General features: G+C 33.8%; 13 protein-coding genes. 8 read left to right on the forward strand and 5 right to left on the reverse strand.

Annotation, left to right across the window (positions count from 1 at the left end; genetic code table 11):
* Positions 1-46 precede the first annotated feature (46 nt).
* From AAGV33_RS07390 to AAGV33_RS07405, 4 genes are all read left to right on the forward strand, one after another.
* The gene (locus tag AAGV33_RS07390) at positions 47-847 is read left to right on the forward strand and encodes a hypothetical protein (RefSeq protein WP_373391328.1); all 801 of its coding nucleotides are present in this window, start codon (positions 47-49) and stop codon (positions 845-847) included.
* A 60-nt stretch (positions 848-907) separates the two neighbouring features.
* Entirely contained in the window at positions 908-1,267 is a 360-nt protein-coding gene (locus tag AAGV33_RS07395) for a YraN family protein (RefSeq protein ID WP_373391329.1), read from the forward strand.
* A 118-nt stretch (positions 1,268-1,385) separates the two neighbouring features.
* Positions 1,386-2,042, forward strand: coding sequence for an aspartate kinase (locus AAGV33_RS07400; protein WP_373391330.1), 657 nt, complete (start codon positions 1,386-1,388; stop codon positions 2,040-2,042).
* A gap of 130 nt (positions 2,043-2,172) precedes the next feature.
* Positions 2,173-3,690 (forward strand): DUF4394 domain-containing protein, encoded by a 1,518-nt coding sequence (locus AAGV33_RS07405; RefSeq protein WP_373391331.1) that lies wholly within the window; start codon positions 2,173-2,175, stop codon positions 3,688-3,690.
* Between the two features lie 86 nt (positions 3,691-3,776).
* Here the strand turns inward: AAGV33_RS07405 and mfd are convergent, their stop codons facing one another.
* From mfd to AAGV33_RS07430, 5 genes are all read right to left on the reverse strand, one after another.
* Entirely contained in the window at positions 3,777-7,235 is a 3,459-nt protein-coding gene (gene mfd / locus AAGV33_RS07410; protein ID WP_373391332.1) for a transcription-repair coupling factor, read from the reverse strand.
* Positions 7,228-7,881 carry a hypothetical protein gene (locus AAGV33_RS07415; RefSeq protein ID WP_373391333.1) on the reverse strand — a complete coding sequence of 218 codons (654 nt, stop codon included), beginning with the start codon at positions 7,879-7,881 and terminating at the stop codon, positions 7,228-7,230. Before AAGV33_RS07415 ends, mfd begins: the two co-directional genes overlap by 8 nt.
* A gap of 85 nt (positions 7,882-7,966) precedes the next feature.
* On the reverse strand, positions 7,967-9,841 hold the full coding sequence (locus tag AAGV33_RS07420; RefSeq protein WP_373391334.1) for a M1 family metallopeptidase: 1,875 nt from the start codon (positions 9,839-9,841) through the stop codon (positions 7,967-7,969).
* Positions 9,842-9,901: 60 nt separating this feature from the next.
* A complete protein-coding gene (locus tag AAGV33_RS07425; protein ID WP_373391335.1) occupies positions 9,902-11,527 on the reverse strand; it encodes a S8 family peptidase in 1,626 nt (541 codons plus the stop codon).
* Positions 11,528-11,602: 75 nt separating this feature from the next.
* Positions 11,603-12,463, reverse strand: coding sequence for an MBL fold metallo-hydrolase (locus tag AAGV33_RS07430; protein WP_373391336.1), 861 nt, complete (start codon positions 12,461-12,463; stop codon positions 11,603-11,605).
* A 239-nt stretch (positions 12,464-12,702) separates the two neighbouring features.
* On the opposite strand from AAGV33_RS07430, the gene AAGV33_RS07435 reads away from it, so the two are divergent.
* The 4 genes from AAGV33_RS07435 to sufD all read left to right on the forward strand — a co-directional run bounded on the left by AAGV33_RS07435 (position 12,703) and on the right by sufD (position 16,743).
* Entirely contained in the window at positions 12,703-13,032 is a 330-nt protein-coding gene (locus AAGV33_RS07435; RefSeq protein ID WP_073242352.1) for a HesB/IscA family protein, read from the forward strand.
* A gap of 86 nt (positions 13,033-13,118) precedes the next feature.
* The gene (gene sufB, locus AAGV33_RS07440) at positions 13,119-14,567 is read left to right on the forward strand and encodes a Fe-S cluster assembly protein SufB (protein ID WP_373391337.1); all 1,449 of its coding nucleotides are present in this window, start codon (positions 13,119-13,121) and stop codon (positions 14,565-14,567) included.
* 34 nt (positions 14,568-14,601) lie between these two features.
* Positions 14,602-15,354 carry a Fe-S cluster assembly ATPase SufC gene (gene sufC, locus AAGV33_RS07445; RefSeq protein WP_373391338.1) on the forward strand — a complete coding sequence of 251 codons (753 nt, stop codon included), beginning with the start codon at positions 14,602-14,604 and terminating at the stop codon, positions 15,352-15,354.
* 72 nt (positions 15,355-15,426) lie between these two features.
* Positions 15,427-16,743, forward strand: a complete 1,317-nt coding sequence (sufD, locus tag AAGV33_RS07450; protein ID WP_373391339.1) for a Fe-S cluster assembly protein SufD — start codon at positions 15,427-15,429, stop codon at positions 16,741-16,743.
* Positions 16,744-16,899: the final 156 nt, after the last annotated feature.

A 16,899-nucleotide genomic window follows, 5' to 3' on the forward strand; every position in this document is an offset into this window, starting at 1 on the left:
CATTCCTAAATTATAGATATTCATAACAATAATTTAAATTAACATAATGAAATATATTTTTGATGTTGACAAAATTGTAAAATATCTAGAGAAATTTAAGGACAACCTTGGAAATTTATACACATGGAAAGTACATATTGAAAAATTAGTAGAATTAACAGTTTTAAAATCTGAAGAAATAGATAGCATAAATAAATTAAATCCTTATGAAAAGGAAATAATTTTGAAAAATAAAGTTAACTTAAAACTACATGAATTCCATAAACACGACAAGGATAATTTTGAAAAATTATGTTTATGGATTATCAAAGATTGGGGAGGAATATTAACCGCAAAAGATAGTAACTCAATAAATCTTATCTCTGAATTTTTAAATTCAGAAAATCCAAGTTATAAAAGAATTGCTAGTTCCTCAAAAGTTGGAGCATATATGTATCCGGAAAAGTACATTATTTATGATTCAAGAGTTGCATATTCTTTAAACTGGATAATTTTATCTCAAAATGCTGGAAATGTTTACTTTCCAATTCCAGATGGAAGAAATTCTAAAATGTCAGCTTTTGACATGAATGTTATAATCCGCATGAATAATATTACTAGGTATGTCCCTACTGATTTAAAAGAGCTAACCAAGAGAAAGTATATAAACGAAAGAGACAAATCTTTATATATCCCTGAAAAGGAAGCTTATATGGAATTAAATAAGCTTATTAAAAAAATCAATAATCAGCTTTGGGAAAGTGACAAATTTGATAAATTATTTTATACTGAAATGCTTCTTTTTAGCATAGCTGATAGAGAAATATTTAAAGATATTACAGAAAGAATAGGATTAACTATAAATTAAATTATATCAATGCAATTATTCGCAAAAACCGTTTAACATAAACACTGAACACTATTTCTAATGGCTGAGCACAACGAATTAGGAAAACTTGGAGAAGAATTAGCTGTTGAATTTTTACAAAACAACGGCTATACTATTTTAGAAACCAATTGGACTTTTCAAAAGGCCGAAATAGATATTATTGCTCAATTACAAGATACCCTTGCCATTATCGAAGTAAAAACCCGTTCTTCGATTGAATTTGGTCTGCCTCAGGACTTTGTAAATTCTAAAAAAATAAAACTACTTACGAAAGCCATAGACAACTACGTAGTTGAAAAAAATCTGGATATTAATGTCCGATTTGACATAATTGCCATCCAAAAAGACAATAAATCTTTTGTAATTGAACATATTACAGACGCTTTTTATCACTTTTAACTATATTTTTTGATGTTATTTTTGTAACAAATTGTTTTTTTAATTATATTTGCACATATTTTTAACGATTTGACTAAGTAAATCGATTCAAAAACTAAGTAAAAACACCTATTTGATTATGAAAACTGTTTCATCAATTGTCGAGAATTACATCAAAACAAAACCATTTTTATTGAATGCTTTGTCTCTTGGAATTATCAATTTAACTTCTTTATCCCGCAACATCATGTCGGAATTGGAGAGTGAATTTGGAAAAGAAGTAAAACAAGGTGCTGTTGTAATGTCGTTGAAACGATTAACAGAAGAATTGGATTTTAGACTGAATCATAAGATCAATAAAGTCATTAAAAATATAGGTGAAATCACAGTTCGATCTGCTTTGACTGATTATACTTTTGCAGTTTCGGAAACCGTTTTAAACAAACAAGCCGAATTAATTTCAGATATTAATGCCTTTCCAGATGTTTTTTACACTTCTTCAAGAGGCGTAAACGAAATCAATATTGTGGTAAGTAATACGGTAAATAAATTAGTAGACAAGCATTTTTCTAGCGAAAAATTAATCCAGAAATTAGACAATCTGGCTTCTATAACAGTGAAATTGCCAAAAGAAAATATTGTAGTTCCAGGAATTTACTATTTCATTTTTCAGCGTTTGGCCTGGGAAGGAATTATCATCAACGAAGTTATTTCAACTTCAAATGAATTCACCATTTTAGTTGGCGAAGATCAGGTAGATGTGGCCTTCAAAGTAATCAAAGATTTGAAGAATTAAAAAAGTTTGATTAAACGAAAAGCTGCCTTGTATTTATGATCATTAAAAAATAAATTCATTTTTTTCAACTTTCACAAAACCACAATTTTGTTTTACTCGTATATATACGATAACCTAAATTTATCGTATTATGAAAAAAATAAACTTAAACAATCGATTCGCTTCATTATTCCTTTTGGGAGCATTAGCATTAACCACTTTTTCCTGCAATGATGATAATGATTCATCTAATACAGGAATGGGTTCTGCACCCGATGTCAATTTTACAGCATTGACTAATAACAATAGTATCGTAAAATACAATGCTAAAAATTTGGCCACACCAACTAGCACAAATGCTATTAGTGGTTTACCAAATGGTGAAAAAATAGTAAGTATCGATTATAGACCTGCAACAGGACAGTTGTATGCATTAGGAACTTCTAGTCGTCTTTATTTTATAAATGAGGAATCTGGTTTAGCTACAGCTTTAGGAGGTGCAGTGTTTACTCCAGCTTTGAGTGGTACAACAGCTAATATTGATTTTAATCCTACAGTTGATAGAGTTCGTTTAGTTACTACAACAGGACAAAATTTACGTTTGCATCCTGAACTTGGAACTGTTGCCGCTACAGATGGTTCTATAAACGGAGGAACAAATCCAAGCATTGGAGCTGTTGCTTACACTAATAGTGTTGCTGGCGCTACTGCTACACAACTTTATGATATTGATTTTACACAAGATAAATTATATGTTCAAAATCCTCCAAACAATGGAACTTTAGAAGAAGTTGGTAATTTAACTATTGATTTTGAAGGAATTGGCGGATTTGATATTTCTCCTGATAATGCTACAGCATTGGCTGTTACTTTTAACAACAATGAATCAAAATTATATACCATTAATTTAACTACAGGAAAAGCTGAAAATGTAGGTGTTTTTGGATTAGCAGTTATTGGAATTGCGTTCAAAACAAATCCTGTTGCTTTTGCGGCATCTACAGATAATAAATTGTATCGATTTGACCCAACTAATCCTACTATGAATTCAGTAGCATTTATGGGATTAGCTAGTGGAGAAGTAATTGTTGGTTTGGATTTTAGACCTGCTACAGGAACACTTTATGCAATTTCTAATCAAAGTAGATTGTTAACTGTAAATACTTCAAACGGACAAGTTACAGCTATAGGAACGATACCAGGATTATCAGGTGCTACTTTTGGATTTGATTTTAATCCAAATGTAGATAGAATTAGATTGGTAAGCAATACAGGACAAAATTTAAGATTGCATCCTGATTTAGGAACTATTGTAGGAACCGATGGAATTTTAAATCCAAGTACTCCAGCAGTTAGTGGTGCTGCTTATACAAACAATTTTATAAGTACAGCAACAACTAATTTATTTGTTATTGATTATACTACCAATATGCTTTACAATCAAACGCCACCTAACAATGGTGTGTTAGTTCCAATAGGTGCTTTAGGAATTGATGTTGAAGCTGAGAATGGTTTTGACATTGGTGGTAGTTCAAATAAAGCTTTTGGTTTATTTAAAGTAGGAGGAACAACGGCTGTTTATTCAGTAAATTTAACAACGGGTGCTGCTACAAAAGTGAAAGATTTTAATATCTCGGCAACTGCAATGGCAGTTGGTTTAGGATTCTAAAATTAAAGTTTTTATTAAAAGCCCTGGTTCAGATTTAGAAATTTGAACTAGGGCTTTTTTTATGAATAAATCGCATTGGGAATTTTTTAATTCCCCCCCAACATCTCCATCAATTCCAAAGCTCTTCGGGTTGATTTTACGTTATCAAAAGTCAGCAACAAACGCAAACCGTTAGGGGTTTGTTTTTCTTTCATTTTGCAAATTGAAGAATGCTTTTGCACAAACTGCAATACTTTATGAAAACGATTCGACTGATAAAAATCAGATTGTTGATCGGATACAAAATAACCAATCATCTTTCCTTGTTTCATCACCAGTTTTTCGATTCCCACTTGGGTTGCCACCCATTTGATTCGGATACTGTTCATCAAAGCATTGGCTCTTGGAGGCAAAGGTCCAAAACGGTCAATTAATTTATTTTGGAAAACGACTAATTCTTCTTCGTTTTTAATTGTGCTCAATTCATTATACAAATTAAAACGTTCCGAAATATTGTTAATGTATTCATCTGAGAATAGTAACTCAAAATCGGTATCAATTTGTAAATCTTTTACATATTCCTTGGTTTCAATATCGTTTTCTACTGGATACAAATCTTTGAATTCGTTTTCTTTCAATTCATCGATGGCTTCATTCATGATTTTTTGATACGTATCAAAACCTATTTCATTGATAAAACCAGATTGTTCTCCACCCAATAAATCTCCGGCACCACGAATCTCTAAATCTTTCATCGCAATGTTGAATCCACTACCGAGTTCGCTAAATTGTTCCAAAGCCTGAATACGTTTTCTGGCTTCTTCAGTCATTGCCGAATAAGGCGGACAAATAAAATAACAAAACGCTTTTTTATTGCTTCGCCCCACACGCCCACGCATTTGATGCAAGTCTGAAAGCCCAAAATTATTCGCATTGTTAATGAAAATTGTGTTCGCATTCGGTACATCCAATCCACTTTCAATAATAGTTGTGGCTACCAGAACATCAAATTCTCCGTTCATAAAAGCCAACATCAGTTCTTCGAGTTTCTTGCCATCCATTTGTCCGTGACCAATTCCGACTCTTGCATTGGGAACCAAACGCTGAATCATTCCAGCCACTTCCTTAATATTTTCGATTCGGTTATTGATAAAATAAACCTGTCCGTTGCGCTGAATTTCATACGAAATGGCATCACGAATAATTTCTTCACTAAAACCTACCACATTCGTTTCAATAGGATATCTATTCGGCGGAGGCGTTGTAATTACTGATAAATCACGTGCTGCCATCAACGAAAATTGTAAGGTTCTCGGAATTGGCGTTGCCGTCAAAGTCAACGTATCCACATTAGCAGCAATGGTTTTGAGCTTGTCTTTTACATTTACTCCAAACTTTTGCTCTTCATCCACAATCAGCAAACCTAAATCTTTAAAAACCACATTTTTGTTGACCAATTGATGCGTTCCAATAACAATATCTAGTTTTCCTTCGGCTAGTTGCTTTAAGGTTTCCGACTTTTGTTTGGCTGTTCTAAAACGATTCAAATAGCCAATCGTAACAGGCATGTCTTTTAGTCGCTCCGAAAATGTACGGAAATGTTGGTACGCCAAAATAGTTGTTGGTACTAAAATCGCTACTTGTTTGCTATTGTCCACTGCTTTAAATGCGGCGCGAATAGCTACTTCGGTTTTTCCAAAACCAACGTCCCCACAAACCAATCGATCCATTGGGCGATCACTTTCCATATCGGCTTTAACTTCTGCGGTGGATTTGGTTTGATCTGGCGTATCTTCATAAATAAATGAACTTTCTAATTCATTTTGCAAATAGCTATCAGGTGCATATTGAAAACCTTTTTCCAGTCGTCTTTTGGCATACAATTGAATCAAATTGAACGCAATATGCTTGACTCTCGCCTTGGTTTTTTGTTTTAAAACTTTCCAGGCATTCGAGCCTAGTTTGTATATTTTTGGAGGTGTTCCGTCTTTACCATTGTATTTCGAAATCTTGTGCAGCGAATGAATGCTCACATACACAATATCATTATCGGCATAAACCAGCTTAATGGTTTCCTGTGTTTTTCCTTCGACCTGGATTTTTTGCAATCCCCCAAATTTCCCAATTCCGTGGTCAATATGCGTTACATAATCGCCCACCGAAAGTGTGGTTAGTTCTTTAAGTGTAATATTTTGCTTTTTCGAATAGCCATTCTTGATGCTGAATTTATGATAGCGTTCAAAAATTTGATGATCAGTGTAGCACGAAATTTGGTTTTCTTCGTCAATAAAACCTTGGTACATCGGCAAAACTATAGTGTTGTATTGCTTTCGAATATTTTCCGAATTGGCTTCATCCAAAGTTTTTGACCCTTTTTTTATTGTTTTTGATTGGTGGTCAAGAACCGTCTCATTAACTTTATTTTTCTGAATGAAATTTTCGTCTAAGACGGTTTCAAAAATATCATGAAAACGCTTTGCCTGCGCTTCATTCGAACAGAATAAATAATTTTTATAACCGTTAAAATGATGCTCGCTCAAATTATTCAACAACAAATCAAATTGTTTATTGAACGATGGCTGCGGCTGAATGTGAAATTCGAATTTCTTAGTTGTTCTAAAAATGGCTTTCGAACTCAATTCTACAACAGAAAAATCCAAAGCCCGTTTTACAAAAGCCTGCTGATTCAGGAATAATTGTTCCGGAGTAGCGTGTTTGATATCCTTAGACAATTTCTCGAAAGCTTCTTCTGCTCTCGCAAATTGTCGGTCTAATTGCGATAACAAATCTTCAGTATCCTGAATAAAAATAACCGTTTGTTCCGAAATATAATCCAGGAAACTTTCTCTGTTTTCCTGAAAAACCTTGTTTTCCACATTAGGAATAATGGTAATTTTCTTTTGTTGTGCCAATGACAATTGCGTTGCCACATCAAAAGTTCGAATACTTTCGACCTCATCACCAAAAAACTCAATTCGGTACGGATTATCATTCGAAAAAGAAAACACATCGACAATTCCTCCACGAACTGAAAATTCGCCTGGTTCCGTAATAAAATCGACTCTTTTGAATTCATATTCGAATAACACTTCATTGATAAAATCAATCGAAATCTTATCGCCAACGCTTACTTTTAAGGTGTTTTTATCTAAATCACGTCGCGTCACTACTTTTTCGAAAAGCGCTTCAGGATAACTAACAATTACGGCGGGTTTTTTACGGGAATTAATACGGTTTAATACTTCGGCACGAAGCAAAACATTGGCATTATCCGTTTCTTCAATTTGGTACGGACGACGAAACGAACCCGGATAAAACAACACATCCTGCTCACCTATCATTTGTTCCAAATCATTCAAATAATACGCCGCCTCTTCTTTATTATTTAAAACAACTAAAAAAGGAAGCTCTGATTTTTTAAATACCGAACAAATAACAAAAGAAACTGCCGAACCCAGCAAACCGCTAAGATGCAGTTTTGCTGTATTTTTTTCCTGCAACGAAGCAATAATTTGTTGTGTCTTAGGCGAAGTTTCGTAGAGGGTATATAAGGCAGATTTACTCAACTCTTGGGGCGTTTGGGTTAATTATTGCTCTTGTACTTGCTGGAATAACGGATGGATTGGGCATCATTGGATTATTAGGAATCGCTCGTGCTGAATCCAATAACATTCTTCTCATTTCGTCTTCGCCTTCCTCAACTGGAATTTTACTTTTCTCGGTCAAAATATCCATTTGACGTTGCAAAGTGGCCAATTCTTTGTTGATTTCGCCCACTAATTGCACCACTTTTTTATCTGGAATATCATCTAAATGAATAAACATATCAAGCAAACGAACCTTGGTAATCAAAACCGAAATACGGCTTTTTATTTGTGGTTTATTGAATAATTCTGGAAGATTATTATTCAAAGCCATAGCTTTCTTAGAAATTGCTTTGGCCTTTTGCTGATAAGCACTTATTGTTTTCTTAGGTTTTTGTGCCAATTCCTGAATAAACAAACGCAATTCGTTCCAGGTTTTTACGCCTTCTTCGGTAGCTTCATTAATAGGTTCATCGTAAAAATCCCAGCCTTTTTTGATGTTCTCAAAAATGATTTTCTTCTTTTGAGCATCTTTGGCATTTTCGGCAATTCTTTTTTGATTGTCTTCTCCTTTACAAGAAACTATTAAGACAAGCAAACAAAGAAAGTAGGATAGTTTATATTTCATCGGTATTTTCATTAAACCGCAAAGTTACAAAGTAAATTAATACTAAAAGAGGCAAAAACTTTTGAAAGACTTCTAAATAAACGCACTACTTTTTCTCAAAAACATTATTGGTCAATTGTACATCAGCCATTAAACCACTTGGGTCAATGGTTATTTTTTTGATAGTGCTTTTAGGTTTTTCAATACTCAATTCATATTTCGGATTAGCCCAAGTCCAATCATTTAAAACCGTTCTTTTAATTTTAGGATTTGGATTTTCTTTTTCAAAAAACAGCATGCGCAACGGAATATAAAAACTCTCCTTTGTTCCATCTACATATTCTACTTGTAAATCAATTGGCATTGGCATTCTGCCAATTCGTTCCAAACTTACCATAGTATTTTGACCATTTTCTTTAACCTCGGTAATTCCGTAATCAATTGTATTTGTTGTTTGTGTCCACTCATTCAAATACCAATCCAATTCTGCTCCCGAAACACGTTCGGCAGTTCGTTTGATGTCATTTGGCGTAGGGTGTTTGAATTTAAATTCCTGATAATATCTTTTAATGGTCTTAGCTAAATTATCCTCGCCAATTAAATAACCCAATTGCGACAGGAAAATACTTCCTTTAATGTATGACGAAATACTATACGGTCTGTTCTCATCATATCGGTCAGCATGTGTAGTTTGCGGTTGCTCTTTGCCCGTATTTACTAAATTTGCATAAGCCACATAATTTTGCTTAAACGGATTTTCTACTTTTTTAACCGCCATTTCATTGGTTACAACATTCTGCACATAAGTCGTAAAACCTTCATCCATCCAAGCGTGTTTCGACTCATTAGAAGCTAAAACATGCTGAAACCAGGAATGCCCCAACTCATGCAATGCCGTTCCATAAATTCCTTGAAGCGTTCCATTTCCTAAAATCAGCGTACACATGGCATATTCCATTCCGCCATCACCCCCTTGAATAAAAGAATATTGCTTGTACGGATAATCTCCAATGTGTTTGTTATACAATTCCATGACTCTAACCATCAAAGGCTGGACATTTTTCCAGTTTTCAAGTATTTTTGGATTGTTCTTGTATAGAAAATGCAAATCGATCTCATTTGGTCCTTTGACTACATCATGAATATAATCGGGATCAGCAGCCCAGGTAAAATCATGAACCATAGGTGCAACAAAATGCCAGGTTAAGTTTTTAGTTTTCTTTGGATATTTTACCTCAACTCCATTTTCCTGATAACCATGACCAATTTCGTTCGGATTTTGCAAGTAACCTGTACCTCCTAAAACATATTCTTTGTCAATGGTAATTTTTACATCAAAATTTCCCCAAACACCATGAAATTCTCTGGCTATGTAAGGATCGGCATGCCAACCTTCAAAATCAAATTCTGCTATTTTTGGATACCATTGCGACATAGACAATGCCACTCCTTCTGAATTATTTCTGCCTGAACGGCGAATTTGAACTGGAACTTGTCCGTCAAAATTCAATGTAAAAGTGGTTTTAGAATGGGGCAGAATTGGCTTTGCCAAAATAACTTCTAAAATAGTCCCAATGGTTTTTGTTTTTGCTTCAACACCATCTTGTTTAAAATTACTGATTTTTAAATAACCAATTTCGTCAGGCTTCAAATTCTCAATACGGTTCTCTCTTACCTCTACGCCATTAACTTTCGTTTTTTTCACCATTCTGGCATCAGCATCATTAATGTTTTGTGCTCTGACAGCCATTTCACTTCCCGGTTGAAAAGCATTGTTGTACAAATGATAATACACTTTCTTCAAAGTATCCGAAGAATTATTGGTATAAATCAATTCTTGTGTTCCTTTGTATTGAAAGTTTTTCACATCCATGAACACTTCCATTTTATAATCAACTTCTTGTTGCCAATAAGAAGCATTCTGAGCGATTACAGAAAAGACATTGGATAAAATTAACGCCAGTAAGAGGATTTTTTTCATTGTTATATAATAAAAAAATGGAAGAACGTCTGTCCTTCCATTAGATTCATACTTGTGAAATTATTTTTTTTTAGCCATTTTATTAGCCATTAAAATCGCATTGTATGCGTTTACTATTTTTCCTGTTTTTGACAATTCATTAAAAGGACGCACATCTTTTGGATTTCCTCCTACAACTACTTCTTTATCAATTGCCACACCTGATTCCAGTAAAATATGTTTGACTTGCGAAGCTGATAATTTTGGATAATACGAACGAATTAATGCCGCCACTCCAGCTACATTTGGTGCAGCCATCGATGTTCCTTTCAAAAATTTATAGCTATTTTCGGGAGTTGAAGCATAGATTTTTACTCCTGGTGCAAATACATCTACATTAATTTTTCCAATATTTGAAAAACTAGCTACCACTTGATCTCCATATTCAAAATTCAAAGCTCCAACGGTCACTAAATTATCTGAAATCTCTGTTTTTCTATCTTCAGAATCATTAGGGAAATTATCAAAATAATCAATATTCTTTGCATCATTTCCTGCTGCATGAATAATCAAAACGTCTTTTTCAGCAGCATATTTAATGGCATCAAAAACCCAGTTTTTATGAGGAGAAAAAGCTTTTCCAAAACTTCCATTAATTACTTTTGCACCATTATCCACAGCGTAACGAATAGCTAAAGCAATATCTTTGTCATACTCATCGCCATCTGGAACGGCACGAACAGTAAGGATTTCTACATTATTTGCAATTCCGTCACCTCCAATATTGTTATTTCTTACCTGAGCAACAATTCCAGCTACGTGAGTTCCGTGAAGCGCTTCTTGCTTATCTGGTCCTATCACATTATTATTGCCATAATTTGTATTAGTAATATCATTTGGATTATCACCAAGTACTTTTCTATAATCTGGTTTTAAATTATCGCCACTGATAATTAATTCGTTTTTCTCAATTTCGCTTTTAAATGTATCTTCTAATCCTTTTATGCTCATGCCATAAGCAAACATTTTTTTCATGATTATTTTACTCTTTTGAATAGCATCATCTTGAGTATCTATCGCATCCAATTCTTCAACAGTATAAACACTTTTACCCAATTGATTGGCAATAACCTTATCGGCTTCTTGCATCGCATTTAATTGGCTTTCGTAATGTTTTTTATACAATGGTGCTTCGGCAACGACTTTGTCATTGAATTTTTTGGCTGCCTGATAGGTTTCTTCGTCAGTAATAGTTTTGTCTTTGACGATTCTTTCGTATTCTAGATTTTCTTTTGTAATATCACCTAGAAAATTCCATCCGTGAATATCATCAATATAACCGTTATTATCATCGTCGATTCCATTACCAGCAATTTCTTTCGGATTTGTCCAAACTACCGATTTTAAATCTTCGTGCTCAATATCTACTCCCGAATCTACAATTCCAACAATTACTTTTTCTGATTTTCTATTTTTCAGTAATTCAGCATAAGCCCTGTCCACACTCATTCCTGGAACGGTATCTTTTACAATATCATAATGGTTCCAACGCTTCAACTGCGTTTCAGTTAAAGCCTGTTTTTTGCTAACATTTACAGCTGCGGTTATTTCTGTAAAGGATTTATAATTTGGTAATTTTTGTGCTCCACATCCTGCTAAAACCAAAGCAGATAATAGAGAAAGACAGATAGGTTTTATCGTATTCATGTACATTAATTATTTAGTGCATTTCAAATATAGATTAAAAATAATTTTCCTTTTCGAAAAAAATGAGGATTAACACTAGATTAAGATATCCGCTAAGGAAAAAACTTCCGATAATCGCACCCCTTTTTCAGTATGTTTCACAGTAATTATTGGGTTGTGTGCATCATGTTCCAAAAACAAATAATAATTATTATCAGCAGCAGCATTCATGAATTTTGTTTTTTCATCCATCGTTAAAAGTGGTCTGGTATCGTATCCCATCACATACGGAATCGGAATATGCCCAGCTGTTGGCAACAAATCAGCACAAAAAACGATGGTTTTTCCTTTGTATTGAATATGTGGAATCATCTGTTTTTCGGTATGTCCATCGACAAAGAAAATTCCAAAATCCAATTCTGATTTTTCCAGAAAATCAGTTTCATTTCTTTTGATAAAATTCAGCTGACCGCTTTCTTGCATAGGCAGAATATTTTCGGACAAAAAAGATGCTTTTTCTCTAGAATTGGGTTCGGTTGCCCATTGCCAATGATTCTCATTCGACCAAAATTTAGCGTTTTTAAAAGCAGGTTCGTATCCTGTTTTATCTGAATTCCATTGAACACAACCGCCACAATGATCGAAATGCAAATGCGTTAAAAACACATCGGTAATATCATCTCGATGGAAACCAAATTGAGCCAACGAAGCATCCATAGAATGACTTCCCCAAAGCGAATAATATCCAAAAAACTTCTCAGATTGCTTATTTCCCATTCCGGTATCAATCAAAATCAATCGATTGCCATCTTCAATTAACAAACAACGAGCAGCAATATCAATTAAATTATTAGCATCGGCTGGATTGGTTTTATTCCAAATTGTTTTGGGCACTACACCAAACATTGCGCCTCCATCCAATTTAAAATTTCCTGTTTCTATGGGATATAATTTCATGTTTTGTATTTAAAAATTCTAAAATAATTAGCAATGGCAATTTATGGAAAAAGGAACGCATTTGTAAAAAGAAAATGATGATTTATTGCCTAAAAAATCAAAATAAAATATACTCATTCTAAATAAACATGATAAATAACTATTATCTATTTGCTTATTAGTTATAAAAATGTTATCTATTGTGCAATACCGTTTTTATGCCTTATCTTTGCAGTTAATTTAGACAAAATCAATACACAATGATAAAGGTTTCTGATACTGCCAAAAAGAAAATCATCGACTTGATGAAAGACGATGGTTTTGATGCCGCCACAGATTATGTAAGAGTAGGTGTTAAGAGCGGCGGATGTTCGGGCTTATCCTATGATTTAAAATTTGACAAAAACAAAGGAGAAGACGACAAAATATTTATAGACAACGATATAACTATTGCTGTAGAAAAAAAATCTTTCTTATATCTGGCTGGAACTATTCTTGAGTTTTCAGGAGGATTAAACGGAAAAGGTTTTGTTTTCAATAACCCTAATGCAACTAGAACTTGTGGTTGCGGAGAGAGTTTTTCACTATAAAATAAAAAACATTTAAACCATAAAGATATTAAGTTGATTAAGTCTTAACGGATTTTAATTTTTTAATGGTTTTAAAAAATAAAAAAATGAGTAAATACACAGAAGACGATTTAAAAATCGAACTCGAAACGAAAGAGTACGAGTACGGATTTTACACCAATTTAGAATCGGAGACGTTTCCTATTGGTTTAAATGAAGACATTGTTCGTGCCATTTCACAAAAAAAAGAGGAGCCTCAATGGATGACCGATTGGCGTATTGAAGCTTTCAGAGCATGGGAACAAATGACAGAACCTGAATGGGCGAATGTACAGTATACCAAACCTGATTTTCAGGCAATCTCTTATTATTCGGCACCAAAAACAATAGATCCAAACAAAACTCTTGACGATGTTGATCCAGAACTTTTGGAAATGTACAAAAAACTGGGTATTTCTGTCGATGAGCAAAAAATGATGAATAATGTGGCAATGGATATTGTAGTAGACTCGGTTTCAGTAGCTACAACATTCAAAAAAACATTGGGTGAAAAAGGAATTATCTTTATGAGTATTTCTGAAGCCATCAAAGAACATCCTGAATTAGTTCGTAAATATTTAGGAACTGTTGTTCCACAAAAAGACAACTTTTATGCTGCTTTAAATTCGGCTGTTTTCTCTGACGGCTCTTTTTGTTATATTCCAAAAGGGGTGAAATGTCCAATGGAACTTTCAACTTATTTCCGTATCAATCAAGCGGGAACAGGTCAGTTTGAAAGAACATTACTTATTGCCGATGCAGGTAGTTATGTTTCTTATTTAGAAGGTTGTACTGCTCCAAGTCGTGATGAAAACCAATTGCACGCTGCAGTAGTGGAGCTTATTGCTCTTGAAGATGCCGAAATTAAATATTCTACAGTCCAAAACTGGTTTCCTGGAAACAAAGAAGGAAAAGGTGGGGTTTATAATTTTGTAACCAAAAGAGGAATTTGCGAAAACAATGCTAAAATTTCCTGGACACAAGTAGAAACGGGTTCAGCGATAACCTGGAAATATCCTTCCGTTATTTTGAAAGGTGATAATTCTGTAGGTGAATTCTATTCGATTGCTGTAACTAATAATTTCCAACAAGCCGATACGGGAACAAAAATGATTCATTTAGGAAAGAACACTAAATCAACCATTATTTCTAAAGGTATTTCGGCTGGAAAATCGCAAAACAGTTATAGAGGATTAGTGCAAATTAGCGCTAGAGCCGATAATGCTCGTAACTTCTCTCAATGTGATTCCTTATTAATGGGGAACAATTGTGGAGCGCATACTTTCCCTTATATCGAAAGTAAAAATCCAACAGCTAAAATAGAACACGAAGCAACCACTTCTAAAATTGGTGAAGACCAGGTTTTCTATTGCAACCAACGCGGAATTCCAACTGAAAAAGCTATTGCCTTAATTGTAAACGGTTTTAGTAAAGATGTATTAAACAAGTTGCCAATGGAATTTGCTGTAGAAGCTCAAAAATTATTAGAAATTTCACTAGAAGGTTCTGTAGGATAAAATTAGTTTAAAGTATAAAAAACACATTCGAAAAATGTTAAGTATAAAAAATTTACATGCCTCAATTGGGGAAAAAGAGATATTAAAAGGAATTAATCTTGAAATAAAAGCAGGAGAAGTTCATGCGATAATGGGACCAAACGGAGCTGGAAAAAGTACACTTTCGGCAATTATTGCTGGAAATGAAAATTTTGATGTTACCCAAGGTGAAATCCTATTGGAAAACGAAGATATTTCTGAATTAGCTCCTGAAGAAAGAGCTCATAAAGGAGTATTTCTTTCGTTCCAATATCCTGTTGAAATCCCTGGAGTTTCGGTAACAAACTTCATGAAAACAGCTATCAACGAAACCCGTAAAGCTAATGGTCAGGAAGAAATGCCAGCCAACCAAATGCTGAAAGTAATTCGTGAGAAATCAGAATTATTAGAAATTGATAGAAAATTTTTATCTCGTTCTCTTAACGAAGGTTTCTCTGGTGGAGAGAAAAAACGTAATGAGATTTTCCAAATGGCAATGTTAGAGCCTAAACTGGCTATTCTTGATGAAACCGATTCTGGATTGGATATCGATGCTTTACGAATTGTTGCTAATGGAGTAAACAAATTGAAAAGCGATAAAAATGCTGTTATAGTAATTACGCACTACCAAAGATTATTAGAATATATCGTTCCTGATTTTGTTCACGTATTATACAATGGAAAAATTGTAAAATCTGGTGATGCTAGCCTGGCTTTAGAATTAGAAGAAAAAGGATACGACTGGATTAAACAAGAACAAGAAGCGTAAAATTAGTTTGCAGTTTACAGTTTGCAGTTTGCAAAACTCCTAACTTATAACTCCTAACTTATAACTACAAAAATGGAATTAAAAGAAAAATTAATCTCATCGTTTATGGCCTTTGAAGAACGCATCGATGTGCAATCAGCACTTCATGATGTAAGAACTTCGGCTCTAAAAAACTTTGAAACAAAAGGCTTCCCTTCTAAAAAAGACGAAGCTTGGAAATATACTTCGTTAAATGCCATTCTAAAAAATGACTTTACCGTTTTTCCTAAAAAAGATAGCGCAATAGAATTCAACCAGGTAAAAAAATACTTTATTCACGAAATTGATACGTATAAAGTGGTTTTTATTGACGGTATTTTTAACTCTCACCTATCTTCAACTACTCACGATGGAATTGATGTTTGTTTGATGTCTTCGGCATTGACAAAACCAAAATACAAAATGGTTATTGATAACTATTTTAACAAAATTGCGAGCAAAGATGACAGCTTAACTTCATTAAACACTGCTTTTGCTTGTGAAGGAGCTTACATTAATATTCCAAAAAGTAAGGTGGCCGACAAACCTATTGAGATTATGTATTTCTCAACAGGAAACGAATCAGCATTAATGGTTCAGCCAAGAAATTTAGTAATTGTAGGCGAGAATTCTCATGTACAAATTATTGAGCGTCACCAAAGTTTAAGCGAAAATCCTGTTTTAACCAATTCGGTTACAGAAATTTTTGCTCAAAAACGTGCCATTGTGGATTATTACAAAATTCAAAATGACAATCATCAGGCTAATATAATTGACAACACTTATGTTTCGCAACAAAAAGAAAGTCATGCTTCAGTTCACACGTTTTCTTTTGGTGGAAACCTAACTAGAAACAACTTGAATTTCTACCATTACGGAGAAAGATTGATAAGTACGTTAAACGGAATTACCATTATTGGCGAAAAACAACACGTAGATCACTACACTTTAGTAAATCATGCTGAGCCAAATTGTGAGAGTTTCCAGGATTACAAAGGAATCTTCTCTGACCGTTCAACAGGCGTTTTCAATGGAAAAGTATATGTAGAAAAAGAAGCTCAAAAAACAAATGCTTTCCAAAAAAGCAACAACATTTTATTGAGTGACAAAGCTACCATCAATGCAAAACCACAATTGGAAATTTTTGCTGATGATGTAAAATGTTCTCACGGTTGTACTGTGGGACAATTAGACGAAACTGCTTTATTCTACATGCAACAACGCGGAATTCCGAAAAAAGAAGCCAAAGCTTTGTTGATGTATGCGTTCTCTAATGCCGTTATCGAAAACATCAAAATACCAGAATTAAAACAAAGAATTACAACCATTATCGCCATGAAATTAGGCGTGAAATTAGGATTTGATTTGTAGTTTTAAACGAATTAATACAAAAAGGGCACAGAGTTTTACTAAACTTTGTGCCTTTTGTGATTTTATTAAATTTTGATCAAAGATTATCTGTTTTAGTATTATAAAAGCCTTTCAATAAATTAAACTGATACTACAATCAATCAAAACGAACAATTG

Origin of the sequence: Flavobacterium magnesitis (assembly GCF_041729735.1) — a bacterium.
Classification (GTDB): Bacteria; Bacteroidota; Bacteroidia; order Flavobacteriales; family Flavobacteriaceae; genus Flavobacterium; species Flavobacterium magnesitis.

Excerpts from the sequence above, each read along its gene's own strand:
- AAGV33_RS07430 (WP_373391336.1), bottom strand. The coding sequence starts at position 12,463 with ATGAAATTATATCCCATAGAAACAGGAAATTTTAAATTGGATGGAGGC.
- AAGV33_RS07405 (WP_373391331.1), top strand. The coding sequence starts at position 2,173 with ATGAAAAAAATAAACTTAAACAATCGATTCGCTTCATTATTCCTTTTG.
- sufC (WP_373391338.1), top strand. The coding sequence starts at position 14,602 with ATGTTAAGTATAAAAAATTTACATGCCTCAATTGGGGAAAAAGAGATA.
- AAGV33_RS07420 (WP_373391334.1), bottom strand. The coding sequence starts at position 9,841 with ATGAAAAAAATCCTCTTACTGGCGTTAATTTTATCCAATGTCTTTTCT.
- sufB (WP_373391337.1), top strand. The coding sequence starts at position 13,119 with ATGAGTAAATACACAGAAGACGATTTAAAAATCGAACTCGAAACGAAA.
- AAGV33_RS07435 (WP_073242352.1), top strand. The coding sequence starts at position 12,703 with ATGATAAAGGTTTCTGATACTGCCAAAAAGAAAATCATCGACTTGATG.
- sufD (WP_373391339.1), top strand. The coding sequence starts at position 15,427 with ATGGAATTAAAAGAAAAATTAATCTCATCGTTTATGGCCTTTGAAGAA.
- AAGV33_RS07390 (WP_373391328.1), top strand. The coding sequence starts at position 47 with ATGAAATATATTTTTGATGTTGACAAAATTGTAAAATATCTAGAGAAA.
- AAGV33_RS07415 (WP_373391333.1), bottom strand. The coding sequence starts at position 7,881 with ATGAAATATAAACTATCCTACTTTCTTTGTTTGCTTGTCTTAATAGTT.
- AAGV33_RS07395 (WP_373391329.1), top strand. The coding sequence starts at position 908 with ATGGCTGAGCACAACGAATTAGGAAAACTTGGAGAAGAATTAGCTGTT.
- AAGV33_RS07425 (WP_373391335.1), bottom strand. The coding sequence starts at position 11,527 with ATGAATACGATAAAACCTATCTGTCTTTCTCTATTATCTGCTTTGGTT.
- AAGV33_RS07400 (WP_373391330.1), top strand. The coding sequence starts at position 1,386 with ATGAAAACTGTTTCATCAATTGTCGAGAATTACATCAAAACAAAACCA.